Origin of the sequence: Streptomyces sp. H39-S7, assembly GCF_027158205.1 — a bacterium.
Classification (GTDB): Bacteria; Actinomycetota; Actinomycetes; order Streptomycetales; family Streptomycetaceae; genus Actinacidiphila.
This window is the reverse complement of sequence record NZ_JAPVLU010000040.1, coordinates 1-16674: the sequence shown is the minus strand read 5'-3', so window position 1 is coordinate 16674 and position 16674 is coordinate 1. Positions and strand designations below refer to the sequence as shown.

The 16674-nt window shown below is 71.0% G+C and carries 13 protein-coding genes; 6 read left to right on the top strand and 7 right to left on the bottom strand.

Features of this window, described 5'->3' with window-relative positions; genetic code table 11:
* Nucleotides 1–54: 54 nt before the first annotated feature.
* Nucleotides 55–897, bottom strand: a complete 843-nt coding sequence (locus O3X23_RS31225) for a GntR family transcriptional regulator (protein WP_269275477.1) — start codon at nucleotides 895–897, stop codon at nucleotides 55–57.
* 267 nt (nucleotides 898–1164) lie between these two features.
* Between O3X23_RS31225 and O3X23_RS31220 the strand changes: the two genes are divergently transcribed.
* The 5 genes from O3X23_RS31220 to O3X23_RS31200 all read left to right on the top strand — a co-directional run bounded on the left by O3X23_RS31220 (nucleotide 1165) and on the right by O3X23_RS31200 (nucleotide 7409).
* Entirely contained in the window at nucleotides 1165–2436 is a 1272-nt protein-coding gene (locus tag O3X23_RS31220; protein WP_269275475.1) for an extracellular solute-binding protein, read from the top strand.
* 81 nt (nucleotides 2437–2517) lie between these two features.
* Nucleotides 2518–3498, top strand: a complete 981-nt coding sequence (locus O3X23_RS31215; protein WP_443048035.1) for a carbohydrate ABC transporter permease — start codon at nucleotides 2518–2520, stop codon at nucleotides 3496–3498.
* Nucleotides 3495–4325 carry a carbohydrate ABC transporter permease gene (locus O3X23_RS31210; RefSeq protein WP_269275473.1) on the top strand — a complete coding sequence of 277 codons (831 nt, stop codon included), beginning with the start codon at nucleotides 3495–3497 and terminating at the stop codon, nucleotides 4323–4325. Before O3X23_RS31215 ends, O3X23_RS31210 begins: the two co-directional genes overlap by 4 nt.
* Before the next feature lie 51 nt (nucleotides 4326–4376).
* Nucleotides 4377–5882, top strand: a complete 1506-nt coding sequence (locus tag O3X23_RS31205; RefSeq protein ID WP_443048034.1) for a beta-N-acetylhexosaminidase — start codon at nucleotides 4377–4379, stop codon at nucleotides 5880–5882.
* A 123-nt stretch (nucleotides 5883–6005) separates the two neighbouring features.
* The gene (locus O3X23_RS31200) at nucleotides 6006–7409 is read left to right on the top strand and encodes a cellulose binding domain-containing protein (protein WP_269275602.1); all 1404 of its coding nucleotides are present in this window, start codon (nucleotides 6006–6008) and stop codon (nucleotides 7407–7409) included.
* Between the two features lie 12 nt (nucleotides 7410–7421).
* Here O3X23_RS31200 and O3X23_RS31195 read toward each other — a convergent pair whose 3' ends face one another.
* The 6 genes from O3X23_RS31195 to O3X23_RS31170 all read right to left on the bottom strand — a co-directional run bounded on the left by O3X23_RS31195 (nucleotide 7422) and on the right by O3X23_RS31170 (nucleotide 15369).
* Entirely contained in the window at nucleotides 7422–8525 is a 1104-nt protein-coding gene (locus O3X23_RS31195) for a winged helix DNA-binding domain-containing protein (protein WP_269275471.1), read from the bottom strand.
* Nucleotides 8526–8572: 47 nt separating this feature from the next.
* Entirely contained in the window at nucleotides 8573–9739 is a 1167-nt protein-coding gene (locus O3X23_RS31190) for an XdhC family protein (RefSeq protein ID WP_269275469.1), read from the bottom strand.
* A gap of 14 nt (nucleotides 9740–9753) precedes the next feature.
* Nucleotides 9754–11220: an NCS2 family permease gene (locus tag O3X23_RS31185; RefSeq protein WP_269275467.1), complete on the bottom strand. Its 1467-nt coding sequence runs from the start codon at nucleotides 11218–11220 to the stop codon at nucleotides 9754–9756.
* A gap of 276 nt (nucleotides 11221–11496) precedes the next feature.
* Nucleotides 11497–13884: a xanthine dehydrogenase family protein molybdopterin-binding subunit gene (locus O3X23_RS31180; RefSeq protein ID WP_269275466.1), complete on the bottom strand. Its 2388-nt coding sequence runs from the start codon at nucleotides 13882–13884 to the stop codon at nucleotides 11497–11499.
* Between the two features lies 1 nt (nucleotide 13885).
* The gene (locus O3X23_RS31175; protein ID WP_269275464.1) at nucleotides 13886–14491 is read right to left on the bottom strand and encodes a (2Fe-2S)-binding protein; all 606 of its coding nucleotides are present in this window, start codon (nucleotides 14489–14491) and stop codon (nucleotides 13886–13888) included.
* Entirely contained in the window at nucleotides 14482–15369 is an 888-nt protein-coding gene (locus O3X23_RS31170) for an FAD binding domain-containing protein (protein WP_269275461.1), read from the bottom strand. The genes O3X23_RS31175 and O3X23_RS31170 overlap by 10 nt, the downstream gene beginning before the upstream one ends.
* Nucleotides 15370–15634: 265 nt before the next feature.
* Here O3X23_RS31170 and O3X23_RS31165 point away from each other — a divergent pair.
* The coding region (locus O3X23_RS31165) for a PucR family transcriptional regulator ligand-binding domain-containing protein (protein ID WP_269275459.1) at nucleotides 15635–16674 on the top strand (1040 nt) is incomplete at its 3' end.

Genomic DNA, 16674 nt, shown 5'->3' with positions numbered 1-16674 from the left:
GCTGAACTACCGCTGAGCCGAATTACCTTTGAGGGGAAGCCCGTTCACGCCCTTTCACACCGCGGGCTGCACGTCGCCCACCATCGAGGAAGGGACGTCGCCGCGGCTCGCCAGGTCGCCCGGCGGGATGCCGGGGTGGTGCCGGGCGGCGGCGTCCGGGCCCGGGGCTCCGGCCTCGCCGAGGGCGAGCCGGGAGACGATGCGGTAGCGGTCGCCGCGGTAGAGCGAGTGGACGTACTCGACCGGGCGGCCGGTGTCGTCCTTGGTGAGACGTTCGAAGAGCAGCGCCGGGGAGAGCAGCGGCACGCCCAGCAGCCGGGCCTCGACCTCGTTGGTGACGGTCGGCTCGATGGACTGGACCGCCTCGTGGATGCGCACCCGGTGCCGGTCGCGCAGGAACTGGTAGAAGTCCCCGGCCTCCATGTCCGCCGGGCGCAGCCCCGGCACGAGCACGGCGGGCACGTGCAGGTACTCGATGGCCATCGGCTCGCCGTCGACGAGCCGCAGCCGGGCGATGTAGGTGATCTCCGCCGCCGGTGAGATGTGCAGCTTGCGGCCCACCCGTGCCCCCGCCTGCACGGTGGTCAGCTCCAGCACCCGGCTGGACCAGGCGCCGGCCGCCTTCGGCACCGAGAACGAGTGCTCGTCCGCCACCAGCTCCTGGGTGATCTTGGTGGGGGCGACGAACATCCCGCGCCCGTGTTCGCGGACGATCAGCCCGGTGTTGACCAGTTCGTCGACCGCGGAGCGCAGCGTCGGCCGGGAGACCGACAGCTGCTCGCACAGTGTCCGCTCCGAGGGGATCGGGTCGCCGGGCAGCTGGGATTCGACGAGCTCCAACAGGTAGTCGCGCACCCGTTCTCGCTTGAGCGCCGACCGTGGCGACTCGCTTCCCATGCTCACTCCTTCGTGCCGTCCGGGTTTCGCCCCGGCGCGTCCGGGCCGCCGTCCTGTCCAGTCCCTCCCCTGGAGGCTATCCAGATCCTGACCAGTACGCCAGGCCAGTCCCTTCCCGGTGGGCTGGATCCATCGTATACAGCCCCACATGCCTTTGCCTGCGCGACCTCTTGACGGCTCCACTGGTCTATGCCACCTTCTCCAACCAGCACCAGACCAGTTGTGAAGTGGTAAGTTCCGCCGCTCCTATTCGAGGTGACAGACCCCGTGAGAACCAGACTCCTTGCAGGCACCGCGGCACTCGCGATCGCCGTAGCCGGCCTGAGCGCCTGTAGCTCCTCCGACTCGTCGGACACCGCAGGCGACGGCAAGAGCCCCGCCGAGCTCACCGTATGGATCATGAAGGGCAGCGTCTCCGACCCCTTCCTCCAGCGGTTCAAGACCGACTTCGAGACGACCCACTCCGGCACCACCCTGAAGATCCAGATCCAGGAGTGGGACGGCATCGGCGCGAAGATCACCAGTGCTCTGGCGAGCAAGGACGCGCCGGACGTGATCGAGGTCGGCAACACCCAGGTCGCGCAGTACGCCGCCAGCGGCGGGGTCAAGGATCTGACCGCGAAGATCACCGACCTCAAGGGTACGGACTGGATACCGGGCCTCGCCGAGCCCGGCAAGATCGACGGCAAGCAGTTCGGCATCCCCTGGTACGCCGCCAACCGCGTGGTGGTCTACAACAAGGACCTCTTCACCCAGGCCGGCATCACCACCCCGCCCAAGACCCGCGACGAGTGGATCGCCGACACCACCAAGCTCAACACCGGCGGCAACGACGGGATCTACCTGACCGGGCAGACCTGGTACGCGCTGGCCGGCTTCGTCTGGGACGAGGGCGGTGAGTTCGCCGTCAAGGACGGCGACAAGTGGAAGGGCACCCTCGACACCCCGCAGGCCCAGGCGGGCATGGCGTTCTACAAGAAGCTCCAGGCACTGGGCAAGGGCCCGAAGGACTCCGACGAGGCCAAGCCGCTCCAGGCCGAGGTCTTCGCCAAGGGCAAGAGCGCGCAGATCATCTCCGTCCCCGGTGGCGCGGCCGCGATCATCAAGGCCAACCCGGCGATGAAGGACAAGATCGGCTTCTTCCCGATCCCCGGCAAGACCGCCGACAAACCCGGCGCGGTCTTCACCGGCGGCTCCGACCTCATCATCCCGGAGGCCTCGCAGCACCAGGACGCGGCCTACGAGGTCGTCAAGGCGCTGGCCGGTGAGAAGTGGCAGACGGACATGGCCAAGGAGATGAGCTACGTCCCCAACCGGACGTCGCTGGCCGGCGTGCTGGCGGGCAACGAGGGCGGCGCCGTGATGGCGGTCGGCGCGGCCAACGGCCACGGCACCCCCAACTCCCCGAACTGGGCGGCCGTCGAGGCCAACAACCCGATCAAGCAGTACATGACGCAGTACCTCACCGGAGCCGACCCGGCCTCGGCCGCCCGTACCGCGTCCGAAGCCATCACCAAGGCCCTCAACACCGCTTCCTGAACCGGGGACCGGTCCGCGCGAGCCCACGTGGCCGCCCCCGCCTGACGAGACAGACACCACCAGGACAACAGGAGAAGTGCCGTGCCCGCTGCACCCCCCGCCGCCCGTCGGCGCCCCCCTCAACAGGCCCTCGTGGATCCGCCTCCGGCACCCCGCCGCCGGCGGCGGCCCGTACTCGGCGCCGTCTGGCCGTATCTGTTGATCGCTCCCACCGTGGTGGGCACGGCCTTCCTCCTGCTCTACCCGCTCATCCGCAACACCGTGATGTCCTTCCAGCACTTCCGGCTGGGCGAACTGATCCGCGGCGGCGCCGCGTTCGTCGGGTTCGACAACTACTCGGAGGTGCTGAACGACCCCGAGTTCTGGACGGTGGTGCGCCGCACCCTGTGGTGGACCACGCTCAACGTCGTACTCATCATGGTGATCGGCACCCTGGTCGCCCTGATGCTGGCGCGGCTCGGCAAGCGGATGCGGCTGGCCGTGATGAGCGGGCTCGTCCTGACCTGGGCCACGCCGGTGATCGCCGCCACCACCGTCTTCCAGTGGCTCTTCCAGTCCCGCTTCGGGGTCGTCAACTGGGTGCTGGTGGAGCTCGGGTTCGAGTCCTACCGCGACTACTCCTGGTTCGCCGACGGGAACTCGACCTTCTTCATCCTGGTCACCCTGATCGTCTGGCAGTCGGTGCCCTTCGCGGCGCTGACCCTCTACGGCGGCCTCACCACCATCTCCGCCGAGCTGTACGAGTCGGCCCGGCTGGACGGCGCCGGCGGCTTCCAGGTCTTCCGCCACGTCACGTTCCCCATGCTCCGGCCGCTGTTCGCGCTGATCACCTCGCTGGAGGTGATCTGGTGCTTCAAGTGCTTCGCCCAGATCTGGGTGATCAGCGGCGGCGGCCCGAACGGGGCGACCACCACCCTGCCCGTCTACGCCTTCCAGATCGCGCAGTCACTGCACAAGTACGACGTCGGCTCGGCGGTCTCCACGCTCACCGTGCTGATCCTCCTCGTGGCCCTCGTCTTCAATCTGCGCCGGATGTTCCAGCAGGAAGGGGAGAACCTGTGACCCGGTCACTGCGCAGGATCCCGCTCAACCTCGCCGCGCTCTTCGTCCTGGCGGTGTCGGTCTTCCCCGTCTACTGGATGGTGCTGACCGCCTTCAAGCCGACCGTGGACATCCAGGCCGACACCCCGTCGTTCTGGCCCCGGCACCTCACCCTCGACCACTTCTCCGCCGCCGTGCACGCCGACGGCTTCGGCACCTTCTGGCGCAACAGCCTCACCGTCACCCTCGGCGCGGTGCTGCTCTCGCTGATCGTCGCGCTGCTGGCCGCCTTCGCGGTCGGCCGGATGCGCTGGCGCGGCCGGCGGGCCTTCATCCTGATGGTCTTCACCGCGCAGATGGCGCCCTGGGAGGCGCTGCTGATCCCGATGTACGTCATCGCCCGGGACACCGACATGCTCGACAAGCTGTCGATGCTCACCCTGGTCTACTTCATCACCACGCTGCCGTTCACCATCGTGACGCTGCGCGGGTTCCTCGCCGCGATCCCGGTGGAGCTGGAGGAGGCGGCGCTGGTCGACGGCTGCACCCGGCCGCAGGCGTTCCGCCGGGTGACGTTCCCGCTGCTCGCCCCCGGGCTGCTCTCCACCTCGCTGTTCGGGTTCATCACCGCCTGGAACGAGTTCGCGTTCGCCAACACGCTGATCATCAAGAACCAGGACGCCAGGACGCTGCCGGTGTGGCTCTCCTCGTTCAGCAATGTCTTCGGTACCGACTGGGGCGCCACCATGGCCGCCTCCTCGCTCTTCATGCTCCCCGTCCTGGTGGTCTTCCTCGCCCTGCAGAACCGCGTCACCTCCGGGATGACCGCGGGCGCGGTCAAGGGCTGACGCGTGCTGAACGGACCGACCCGATTCCCGTACGGGCCTGGAGGCCGACCTGTGATCATTCCCCACCCCAGCCATCTGGTCCGCATCCCGGGCCACTTCACCTTCACCGACGACACGACCATCCGCGCCACCGAGGGCGCGGAGGACGCCGCCCGGCTGCTGCGCACCCTGCTGCGCCCCGCCACCGGGCTCCCGCTGCGCTCCTCACCCGACGGCCACGTCATCCTCGCCCTGGACCCGCAGCTCGGCGGGCTGGGCGCGGAGGGGTACGGGCTGACCGTCGGCCCCGACGCGATCCTGCTGCGGGCCGGGACGGCGGCCGGACTGCTGAACGGCGTGCAGACGCTCCGTCAACTGCTGCCGCCCGAGGCGCTGTCGGCGGTGCCGGTCGCCGGAGTGCCGTGGCGGCTGCCGTGCGTGCAGGCCACGGACGTGCCGCGGTACCCGTGGCGCGGGGCGATGCTCGACGTGGCCCGGCACTTCCAGCCGGTGTCGTTCCTGCGGCGCTTCGTGGACCTGCTCGCCTTCCACAAGCTCAACGTCCTGCACCTGCACCTCACGGACGACCAGGGCTGGCGGATGCCGGTTCCCGGGTACCCCCTGCTGACGGAGACCGGTGGCCGGCGGGCGCGCAGCATGACCGGCCGGGCCGGCAGCACCAGCTACGACGACACCCCGCACGGCGGCGCCTACACCGCGGCCGAACTGCGCGCGCTTGTCGGGTACGCCGCCGAGCGCGGCGTCACCGTCGTGCCCGAGATCGAGATGCCGGGCCACGCACGGGCAGCGCTCGCCGCCTACCCGCACCTGGGCAACGTCCCCGGCCGGCAGCTGGACGTGTGGACCCAGTGGGGGGTGTGCGAGAACGTGCTCGGTGTGCACGACGAGGTGCTGGAGTTCTGCCGCACGGTGCTCGGCGAGGTGCTGGACGTCTTCCCGTCCCCGTACATCCACGTCGGCGGCGACGAGTGCCCCACCGTCGAGTGGGAGGACAGCCCCCGGGCCCGGCAGCGGGCCGTCGAGGAGGGACTGGCGGGGCCGAAGGCGTTGCACGGCTGGTTCCTCGGACGGATCGGCGAGTTCCTGCTGCGGGAGGGGCGCAAGCCGCTGTGCTGGGCGGAGGACGGCGGGATCCTGCCGCCGGAGTTCACCGTCATGCCGTGGCGGGACTCCGGCCACGGGCTGGCCGCCGCGCGCCGGGGCCACGACGTCGTGATGGCGCCGTTCCGCTCCACGTACCTCGACTACCCGCAGACCGACCGGCCGGGCGAGCCGCTCGGGCAGTCCGGCGCCGTGGTCGACCTGCGGGCCGTGCACGGCAACGATCCGGCGCCGCCGGAGTGGGACCCGGCGGCCGCGGCCCGGGTGCTGGGCACCCAGGGGCAGCTGTGGACGGAGTTCGCCGCCACGCCGGCCCAGATCGAGTACCTGGCCTTCCCCCGGCTGTCGGCGCTCGCCGACAGCGCGTGGAACCCGCGCAGCGACTGGAGCACCGACTTCCTGCCCGCCATGCGCCACCACGAGGCCCGCCTCGCGGCACTCGGCACCCGCCGCTAGGGCCCGCCCCTCAGATGTTCCACCTGTAGTTCCTTCCAGCTCCTCCCCCTGTGTCACCCCCCACCTGGAAAGGGATCAACCGTGTCCGAAAGATCACGTATACCCGTCCGCGTGCGTACGGCGATGGCCCTGTGCGCCTCCGCCGGGCTCGCCTGTGCCGCGCTGACGGCGATGCCGGCCTCAGCGGCGCAGGACTCCCTCAGCGCGCAGTACCGCACCAGCGCGACCGGGGCCACCGCCGACCAGTCGGAGCCGTGGCTGAAGGTCACCAACACCGGCAGCACGACCGTGCCGCTCAGTGGTGTGACAGTGCGCTACTACTTCAAGGCCGACACCGCCGACTCCTCGTACCGCTTCGCCTGCTCCTGGGCGGTGAAGGGCTGCGCCAACATCACCGGCACGTTCGGCACCCTGGCGCACCCCACCGCCACCGCCGACCGCTACCTGGAGGTCGGCTTCACCGCGGGCGCCGGCTCGCTCGCCCCCGGCGCCGACACCAGCGACATGCAGCTGCGGTTCTACCGGTCCAACTGGGCGACGCTGCGGCAGAGCGACGACTACTCGTTCAACGGCGCCCAGACGTCGTACGCCAACTGGTCGAAGGTGACCGTGCAGCGGGGCGCGACGGTCCTGTGGGGCACCGCGCCCGCCGGGAACGACCCCACCCAGCCGCCGACCGACCCGCCGACGACGCCCCCCACCACCCCGCCGAACCCGAACGGCGCGGCGCTCTTCGACGACTTCAACTACACCAGCAGCAGCGACCCGCTGGTGCAGCAGCACGGCTGGACGGTGAAGTCCGGACAGGGCGGGCCCGGTGTGCCGGGGGCGACCTGGTCACCGCAGGACGTCACGTTCGCGCCGGAGAACGGCAACAGCATCATGAACCTCAAGCTCACCACCGACGGGACGGCCGCCGGCACCAAGGAGACGGAGATCCAGACCACCGCGCGCAAGTTCCGCAACGGGACGTACGCGGCGCGCGTGAAGTTCAACGACACCCCCGCCAGCGGCCCCGACGGGGACCACGTCAACCAGACGTTCTTCGCCTTCACACCGCTCGCCCACGACATGGACCCCGACTACGGGGAGCTGGACTTCGAGTACCTGCCCAACGGCGGCTGGGGCGAGACCGGCAACATCATGTACACCACCTCGTGGGAGACCTACCAGAACGACCCCTGGAACGCGGTCAACGCCCACACCGAGAGCCGGCAGAGCTACGAGGGCTGGCACGACCTGGTCGTCACCGTCGACAGCACCAGCATCAAGTACTACATCGACGGGCAGCTGTTCGGGACGCACGGCGAGCCGTACCTCCCCGAGACGCCGATGTTCATCGACTTCAACCACTGGCTCATCGACCTCGCCGGGCAGACCGGCAGCACGCCCCGCTCGTACAACCAGAAGGTCGACTACGTCTACTTCGCCAAGGACCAGGTGCTGAGCCCGGCCCAGGTGCAGGCCCAGGTGGCCGCCTACCGGGCGGCGCACACCACGCACGTGGACACCGTCCCGGGAAGCTGAGGAGGGGCGGCGTCAGTCCACGGGTCCGATCCGGACCTCGTGGCTCGCCGCCGCCGGATCGCTGACGGCCAGCAGCCGCGCGCCCTCCTCCAGGAGGGCGTCGCGGTCGCCGGCCGTCAGCGGCGCGAAGGGTGTGACGCTCACCGCGGTGCCGGCCTTCGTACGGTCGAACCGCCAGGTGCCGCCGACGAAGCCGTCGACGAGGATCGTGCCGCGGATGATGCCGTTGACGGTCATCACCCGGCTCCGGTGCTCGTCGGCGACGATCCGCGTCCGGTCGGCGTGCGACAGCAGCAGGTTGTCGAAGTCGGCGACGAACCGGGCCGGGACCGGGATGTCGCGGTCGGGGAGCGTCGCGCCGGGCAGGTCGTAGAGCTCCCGGCCCTCCTCGTCGCGGTAGGGACGCAGGTCCAGGCCCGCCACCACCGAGCGCAGCCCGGTCAGACCCGACCACTTCTGGATGTCGGCGACGCTCGCGGGACCGAACGCCGCCAGGTAGCGCTCGACGACCGGCCCGGGGTCGGGGGCGGCGAGCGGCGCGCCGAGGTACTCCTCGACGGTGGCGTACATGGGCTGCCCGCTCTCGCCCCACAGCCCGCGCGGCGGCAGTTGCACCAGCGGTGCCCACAGGCGCAGGGCCTTCTCCAGCGCTTCGGGCGTGGTGTCCGGCCAGCGGACGGCGAGCAGCTCGCGCAGTTCCCGGGGGTTGCGCGGGCGTTCGGCGAGCAGCTCGCGCCCGGCGGCCACCAGCTCGTCGCGGTCCACGCCGTTCAGCGCCGCGCCGCCCCAGGCCGCGCTCCTGACCATCCGGTCGAACACCGGCTGCAGCAGGGGCCGCAGCGTCAGCGCGTCGGCCGCGCTCACCAGGTGCACGGTGCCGCGCATCAGCGTCAGCCGCACCGCGCCCCGGTCCTTCATCAACTGCGCGAGCTCGTCGAAGGAGAAGTCCCGCAGCCGGGTCCACAGGCCGATGTACGGGGCGTTGGACGCCTGGGACTGCATGCCGAGCAGGCGCTCGATCACCTCGATGGCGGGCGTCTTCGCCCGTTCGAGGAGGAGTTGGCGTTCCAGCAGAGCGCGGTTGAGCGCGCGGCGGTCCAGCGTCGTCGTCGGCATACCGCCTACGCTACGACGCCTCGCGGACGGTTTCGGTCCGCAAAGGCCTACGCGGCCGAGAAGCCGGCCCGCCGGGCTATCGGCGGTTCTGCCTCGTGGTGGATCGGCGTGTGCGCGCCGGTCAGCGGCACTCCGCTGCCGCCGCGCCGGTGGGCGACGATCTCCGCGGCGATGGACAGCGCGGTCTCCTCGGGGGTGCGTGCGCCGAGGTCCAGGCCGATCGGCGAGCGCAGCCTGGCCAGTTCGAGTTCGGTGACGCCGACCTCCCGCAGCCGCTCCAGGCGGTCCAGGTGGGTGCGGCGCGATCCCATGGCGCCGACGAAGGCGACGGGAAGCCGCAGCGCCCGCTCCAGCAGCGGTACGTCGAACTTCGCGTCGTGGGTTAGTACGCAGACCACCGTACGTCCGTCGATGCGGCCCGCCGCGGTGGTCTCGTCGAGGTAGCGGTGCGGCCAGTCGACGATGACCTCGTCGGCCTCCGGGAAGCGCGCGCGGGTGGCGAAGACGGGGCGCGCGTCGCAGAGCGTCACCTCGTAGCCGAGGAACTTGCCGACCTTCACGACGGCGCCCGCGAAGTCGATCGCACCGAAGACGATCATGCGGGGGGCCGGCACGCTGCACTCCACGAGCAGCGTCAGCGGTTCGCCGCAGCGGCTGCCGTCCGCGCCGACGGAGACGGTGCCGGTGCGGCCCGTCTCCAGCAGGCCGCGGGCCTCGGCCGCCGCCGTGCGGTCCCGCCCGGGGTCGCCGAGGCCGCCCTCCAGGCCGCCGTCGGCCCGCAGGGTCAGGGCCCGGCCGAGCAGCTCGGCCGGTCCCTCGACGATCCTGGCCACCGCGGCCGTCTCCCCCGCGGCCGCGGCGGCCAGCGCCGCCGTGAACTCCGGCCGCACGCCGGGGTCCACGCGCTGGACGAAGATGTCGATGACGCCGCCGCAGGTGAGACCCACGGCGAACGCGTCCTCGTCCGAGTAGCCGAAGCGCTGGAGCACCGGCTCCGCCGAGTCCCCCGACTCCAGCGCTTCCCTGCAGAGCTCGTAGACGGCTCCTTCGACGCACCCTCCGGACACGCTGCCGATCGCGGTGCCGTCGGAGTCGACGGCGAGCGCGGCACCGGGCTGCCGGGGCGCGCTCCCGCCCACCGCGACCACGGTCGCGACGGCGAACGGGCGCCCTTGCCGGCACCAGCGGTGCAGCTCGTCAGCGATGTCCAGCATGGTGAACAGCTCCTCTACTTGACGCCGAGCCAGCTCTCGATGGGGTGGAGAGCGAAGAACACGAAGAACACCGCCGTGAGGACCCACATGAAGATGCCGGGCTCACGCCACTTGCCCTGCGCCGCCTTGATGGCGGTGTAGGAGATGACGCCCGCGGCGACACCTGCGGTGATGGAGTACGTGAAGGGCATGAGGACCACGGTCAGGAAGACCGGGACCGAGACCGCGCGGTCCGACCAGTCGACGTGCCGGGCGTTGCTCATCATCATCGCGCCGATGACGACCAGCGCCGCCGCCGCGACCTGGCCCGGGACGATCTGGGCCAGCGGGGTGAAGAACAGGCCGGCCGCGAAGAGCAGTCCGGTGACGACGCTGGACAGACCCGTACGGGCGCCCTCCCCGACTCCGGTGGCCGACTCGATGAAGACCGTCTGGCCGGAGGCACCGGCGACGCCGCCGATCGCACCGCCCGCGCCGTCGATGAACAGCGCCTTGCTGAGGCCGGGCATGCGGCCCTGCTCGTCGGCGAGCTTGGCCTCGGTGCCGACGCCGATGATGGTGGCCATCGCGTCGAAGAAGCCGGCCAGCACCAGGGTGAAGACGATGACGCCGACGGTCATACCGCCGATGGAGCCCCAGCCGCCGAACTCGACGTGCCCGAAGAGTCCGAAGTCGGGCATGGAGACCGCGCTGCCGTTCAGCTCCGGGGACGCACCGCCCCAGTCCTTGTCGGTCAGGCCGCCGACGGAGTTCACGATGACCGCCAGGACCGTGCCGACGACGATGCCGATGAGGATCGCGCCGGGGATGTTGCGGGCCTGCAGCATGAAGATCAGCAGCAGCGTGACGCAGAAGAGCAGGACCGGCCAGCCGGAGAGCTGTCCGCCGATGCCGAGGGTGACCGGGGCGGTGCCCTTGGCGTCGCCCTTGCCCACGAACCCGGCGTTCACCAGGCCGATGAGGGCGATGAACATCCCGATGCCGATGGTGATGCCGTGCTTGAGGGCCAGCGGTATCGCGTTCATGACGATCTCACGGAGCCCGGTCACCACCAGCAGCACGATGATGGCGCCGTAGATCACGCACATGCCCATGGCCTGCGGCCACGTCATGTTGGGGGCCACCTGGGTGGCCAGCACGCCGGAGACGCTCAGTCCCGCGGCGAGTGCGAGCGGTACCTTGCCGAGGAATCCCATCAGCAGGGTGGAGACCGCCGCGGCGAGGGCGGTGGCGGTGATCAGTCCCGCGTGGCTGAGCTTGTGCCCGGCGGCGTCCGGCCCTGACAGCAGGAGCGGGTTGAGCAGCAGGATGTAGCACATCGCCATGAAGGTCGTGATGCCGCCGCGGACCTCGCGGGGAATCGTCGACTCTCTTTCGGAGATGTGGAAGTACCGGTCGAGCCAGGAACGGCCGGCCGGCGGGCGCGAGCCCGCGCCCGCGTCCTCCGCCGTGGTCTTCAGCTCTACAGGGGTTTGGGTCATGGTGCCGACTCCCAAGGTTCAATGGGACACCCGCACGTGGTGCGCGAGTTTTGGGATGGTGCGTGGGCTGCACGACCCGGGGGACGGCCCGAGGCGAACGGGGTGGAGCGGTTGGCCGGTGCGCGGCGGGAGCCGGGCACGGGCCGGGACGGCGACCGGTCGGCGGCCGCGGGTGCGGCCGGTCCGGGCGGGTGCCGTTGCCACGCAGGCCGGTGGTGGCGCCTGGTGGCCCCGGACGGGGTGGGGATCGTCATTTCCCGCCCCGCCCGGAGGTCATCACGTGCCGGTGAGGTGTTCGGGCCTGACCGGTACGCGCTTGAGTGCCAGACCGGTGGCCGCGCGGATGGCGGCCACGACGGCGGGCGTGGAGGAGAGCGTCGGGGCCTCACCGATGCCGCGCAGCCCGTACGGGGCGTGCTCGTCGGCGAGTTCCAGCACGTCGACCGGGATGGTCGGCGTGTCGAGGATGGTGGGGATCAGGTAGTCGGTGAAGGACGGGTTCCGCACCTTCGCGTTCTTGTCGACGATGATCTCTTCCATGACGGCCAGGCCGAGGCCCTGGGTGGTGCCGCCCTGGATCTGGCCGACGACCGACAGCGGGTTGAGCGCCTTGCCGACGTCCTGGGCCGCGGCCAGTTCGATGACCTTGACCAGGCCCAGCTCGGTGTCGACCTCGACGACCGCGCGGTGGGCGCAGAAGGAGTACTGGACGTGGCCGTGGCCCTGTCCGGTGACCAGGTCGAACGCCTGGGTCGGGCGGTGCCGCCACTCCAGCTCGACGTCGATGGCCTCGCCCTCGATGACGTCCACCAGGTCGGCGAGCACCTCGCCGCCGTCGGTGACGACCTTGCCGCCCTCCAGGAGGAGTTCGGCGGTGGCCCACGCGGGGTGGTAGCTGCCGAACCGGGCGCGGCCGAGCTCCAGGACCTTCTCGCGGACGGCCTCGCAGGAGTTCTTCACCGCACCGCCGGTCACGTACGTCTGCCGGGAGGCGGACGTGGAGCCGGCGGAGCCGACCTGCGTGTCGGCGGGGCGGATCGTCACCTGCGCGACGCCCAGCTCGGTGCGGGCGATCTGGGCGTGCACGGTGACGCCGCCCTGACCGACCTCGGCCATCGCGGTGTGCACCATGGCGACGGGCTCGCCGTTGATGACCTCCAGCCGCACGCGGGCGGTGGAGTAGTCGTCGAAGCCCTCGGAGAAGCCGACGTTCTTGATGCCGACCGCGTAGCCGACCCCGCGCACGACACCTTCGCCGTGGGTGGTGTTGGACAGACCGCCGGGCAGCGCGCGGACGTCGGTGCTGCGGCCGGCGGAGTCGCCGGCCAGCCACTGCTGCTCGGGCGGCATCGGCAGCGCCTTGACGCGGCGCAGCAGTTCGGCGACCGGGGCCGGGGAGTCGACGGGCTGGCCCGTCGGCATGATCGTGCCCTGGGTCATCGCGTTGAGCTGGCGGAACTCGACCGGGTCCATGTCGAGCGCGGCGGCGAGCTTGTCCATCTGCGCCTCGTAGGCGAAGCACGCCTGGACCGCGCCGAAGCCGCGCATCGCGCCGCAGGGCGGGTTGTTGGTGTAGAGCGCGACGGCCTCGATCTCGACGTCGTCGATCACGTACGGGCCGACGGACAGCGAGGAGGCGTTGCCGACGACGGCCGGGGAGGCCGAGGCGTAGGCGCCGCCGTCCAGCACGATCCGGCACCTCATGTGCGTGATCTTGCCTTCGTTGGTGACGCCGTGCTCATACCAGAGCTTCGCCGGGTGCCGGTGCACATGGCCGAAGAACGACTCGAAGCGGTTGTAGACGATCTTGACCGGCTTGCCGGTGCGGAGCGCCAGCAGGCAGGCGTGGGCCTGCATCGACAGGTCCTCGCGGCCGCCGAACGCGCCGCCGACGCCGGAGAGCGTCATCCGGATCTTCTCCTCGGGCAGGCCGAGGACCGGGGAGAGCTGGCCGAGGTCGGAGTGCAGCCACTGGGTGGCGATGTAGAGGTCGACGCCGCCGTCCTCGGCGGGCACGGCCAGGCCGGACTCCGGGCCGAGGAAGGCCTGGTCCTGCATCCCGACCTCGTACTCGCCGCTGATGACGATGTCGGCGCGCTTGGCGGCCTCGTTCGCGTCGCCGCGGATGATCGGCTGGCGGTGCACGATGTTGGGGTGCGTGACGTGGCCCGCGTGGTGGTCGTCGCGGTGGGGGTGCAGGATCGGCGCACCGTCGGCGAGCGCCGTCTCCTCGTCGATGACCAGCGGCAGCAGCTCGTACTCGACCTTGATCTTGGCGGCCGCGCGGCGCGCGGTCTCCGGGTGGTCGGCGGCCACGAGGGCGACCGGCTCACCGTGGTAGCGCACGACGCCGTCGGCCAGGACCGGGGTGTCCTTGTACTCCAGCCCGTACTTGGTGAAGGCGGGCAGGTCGTCATGGGTCATGACGGCGTAGACGCCGGCCGTCTTGAGCGCCTCGCCGGTGTCGATCGACAGGATCTTCGCGTGGGCGTGCGGGCTGCGGAGCGTGAAGCCCCACAGCATGTCCTCGTGCCACATGTCCGAGGAGTACGCGAACTCACCGGTGACCTTGAGGGTGCCGTCCGGGCGCAGCGTGGACTCGCCGAGGCCGCCCTTGGTCTTGCTGCCCTGCGTGATGTTGGTGGGATTGCGCGTAACGCCCATGTCAGACGCCCTCTCCGGCAGTGGCGGACTCGCCGCGTGCCGCCGCGAGGCGGACTGCGTCGAGGATCTTCTCGTAGCCGGTGCAGCGACACAGGTTGCCCGAGAGCGCCTCGCGGATGTCCTGGTCGGACGGGGACGGGTTGCGCTCCAGCAGCTCGTCGGCCGCGACGAGGAGGCCGGGGGTGCAGAAACCGCACTGCACGGCGCCGGCGTCGATGAACGCCTCCTGGATCGGGGACAGGTCCCCGGCCTCGGTGCTCTCACCGGTCTGCCCGTCGGCCGGCTTGGCGGCCCACTTCTGGGCCTCGCCGAGCGGAGTGCCGCAGGCGCCGGTCCCGCAGCGGCCGGCCGCGCGGTCCTTGGCGAAGTCCGCCAGGCCCTCCACGGTCACCACGTCGCGGTCCTGGACCTGGGCGGCGGCCACCAGGCACGCACACACCGGAACACCGTCGAGGCGGACCGTGCAGGAACCGCACTCGCCCTGCTCACAAGCGTTCTTGGAGCCCGGAAGACCCATGCGCTCGCGCAGCACGTACAGAAGGCTCTCGCCTTCCCATACGTCGTCGGCCTCCTGCGGGCGGCCGTTGACATTGAAGGTCACGCGCATGACTGCGTCCTCTCGTTCCCACGGTACTCGTCCCAGGTCCAGCCGAGCGTGCGGCGGGCCATGACGCCCAGCGCGTGACGGCGGTACGAGGCGGTGCCGCGTACGTCGTCGATGGGGTTGGCGGCCCCGGAGACCAGCTCGGCGAACTGCTGGGCGATGGACGGGGTGATGATCTTGCCGTTCTCCCAGAAACCGCCCTCGTCGAGCGCGGCCGTGAGGAAGTCCTCGGCGGCGCGGGCCCGGAGCGGGGTGGGCGCGGCCGAGCCGATGCCGGTCTTGACCGTCCTGGTCTCGGGGTGCAGCGCCAGGCCGAACGCGCAGACCGCGATGACCATCGCGTTGCGGGTGCCGACCTTGGAGAACTGCTGCGGCCCGTCGGCCTTCTTGATGTGCACGGCGCGGATCAGCTCATCGGCGGCGAGCGAGTTCCGCTTCACGCCGGTGTAGAACTCCTCGACGGGGATCAGCCGGGTGCCGCGGACGGAGACGGCCTCGACCTCGGCTCCCGCGGCCAGCAGGGCCGGGTGCGAGTCGCCGGCCGGGGAGGCGGCGCCGAGGTTGCCGCCGACGCTGCCGCGGTTGCGGATCTGCGGGGAGCCGACGGTGTGGGCGGCGAGCGCGAGACCGGGCAGTTCGGCGCGCAGGTGCTCCATGATCCGGGTGTACGGGACCGAGGCACCCAGGCGGACGGTCTCCTCGGTCACCTCCCACTCCTGCAGCTCACCGATCCGGTTCAGGTCCAGCATCACGTCGGGCCGGCGGTGGTCGAAGTTGATCTCGACCATCACGTCGGTGCCGCCCGCGATGGGCACAGCTGTGGGGTGCTCGGCCTTTGCGGCGAGCGCCTCCTCCCAGCTTGCGGGGCGCAGGAAGTCCATGGGGGTTCTCTTCTCGAATCTCGAGCGGGGCTGTTCACGTGTTGTTAACGCTGCGTGGGGCCCAGTACACGGCCCACCACCCTTCCGGGTGCAGTCACTGAAAACATGAAGGACTTGGCTGGCCAGTACTCATGTCTTGTAGATTCCTATGAAAGGCCGCCGTCCGAAACCTCGCGGCATCGGACCGGCAACACCGGTGGAACGAACCACGCGCCATCCTGGTAGCTCTCTGACCAGGCAAGCGTTCGAGACAAGGCGATTGACGATGCGGCTGCGCGCACTGCTGGACACCGACGTTCTGGGGCTGCGGCTGCTCGGCGGTGACGACGAGCTCGATCGCACGGTCCGTGGCGTGATGACCACGGATCTTCGCGATCCGAGCCGTTATCTCACGGGCGGTGAGCTGGTGCTCACAGGACTCGCCTGGCGACACGAAGCGGAGGACTCCGAGCGATTCGTACGAATCCTCGCCTCCGCCGGTGTGGCGGGACTCGCGGCGGGGGAAGCGGAGCTGGGCTCCATCCCGGACGATCTGGTGGCCGCGTGCTTCCGGCACCGGCTGCCGCTGTTCGCCGTGGACGAGAACGTCGCCTTCGCGTCGATCACCGAGCACGTCGTCCGGCAGGTGTCCACGGAGCGGGCCGGCGACCTGGCCGCGGTCGTCGACCGGCACCGGCGGCTGATGTCGTCGGGCCCCGCGGGCGGCGGCCCCGACGCCGTGCTCGACCTGCTCGGCACCGACCTGGACCTGCGCGCCTGGGTGCTGTCCGCCACCGGGCGGCAGATCGCCGGATCCGAGCACCCGCTGCCGACCGCCGTCCGCGCCGAGCTGGCCGGCGCCCATCTGGCCGCCATGCGCACCGCCCGGCCCTCCCCGCACCGCACCACGATCACGGCCGGCGGCGCGAGCAACACGTACTCGCTCTTCCCGATCCGCACCGGCGGCGGCGTCCCCGGGGCCGATGTGCGGGCCACCCTGCTCTCCGACTGGTTCCTCACCGTCGACGCCGACGCCGGGGACTGGGCCGCGGAGCGGCTGGACCTCCTCCAGGGCGTCACCCAGCTGATCGCCGTCGAGCGCGACCGGCACGACGCCGCGCGCACCGTGCGCCGCCGCCTCGCCCACGAGGTGCTGGAACTGGTCCAGGCCGGCTCACCGCCGGCCGAGATCGCCGCCCGGCTGCGGGTCGCCGCCCCCGTCCTGGTCCCCGGCCTCAACTCCGCGCCGCACTGGCAGGTCGTCGTCGCCCGCGTGGACTGGGCGGACGGCGAGGTGGCGGCAGGTCCGGCCGCCCAGGCCCTGCT

Excerpts from the sequence above, each read along its gene's own strand:
- O3X23_RS31175 (WP_269275464.1), bottom strand. The coding sequence starts at position 14,491 with ATGCGCGTGACCTTCAATGTCAACGGCCGCCCGCAGGAGGCCGACGAC.
- O3X23_RS31170 (WP_269275461.1), bottom strand. The coding sequence starts at position 15,369 with ATGGACTTCCTGCGCCCCGCAAGCTGGGAGGAGGCGCTCGCCGCAAAG.
- O3X23_RS31225 (WP_269275477.1), bottom strand. The coding sequence starts at position 897 with ATGGGAAGCGAGTCGCCACGGTCGGCGCTCAAGCGAGAACGGGTGCGC.
- O3X23_RS31185 (WP_269275467.1), bottom strand. The coding sequence starts at position 11,220 with ATGACCCAAACCCCTGTAGAGCTGAAGACCACGGCGGAGGACGCGGGC.
- O3X23_RS31180 (WP_269275466.1), bottom strand. The coding sequence starts at position 13,884 with ATGGGCGTTACGCGCAATCCCACCAACATCACGCAGGGCAGCAAGACC.
- O3X23_RS31200 (WP_269275602.1), top strand. The coding sequence starts at position 6,006 with ATGGCCCTGTGCGCCTCCGCCGGGCTCGCCTGTGCCGCGCTGACGGCG.
- O3X23_RS31195 (WP_269275471.1), bottom strand. The coding sequence starts at position 8,525 with ATGCCGACGACGACGCTGGACCGCCGCGCGCTCAACCGCGCTCTGCTG.
- O3X23_RS31190 (WP_269275469.1), bottom strand. The coding sequence starts at position 9,739 with ATGCTGGACATCGCTGACGAGCTGCACCGCTGGTGCCGGCAAGGGCGC.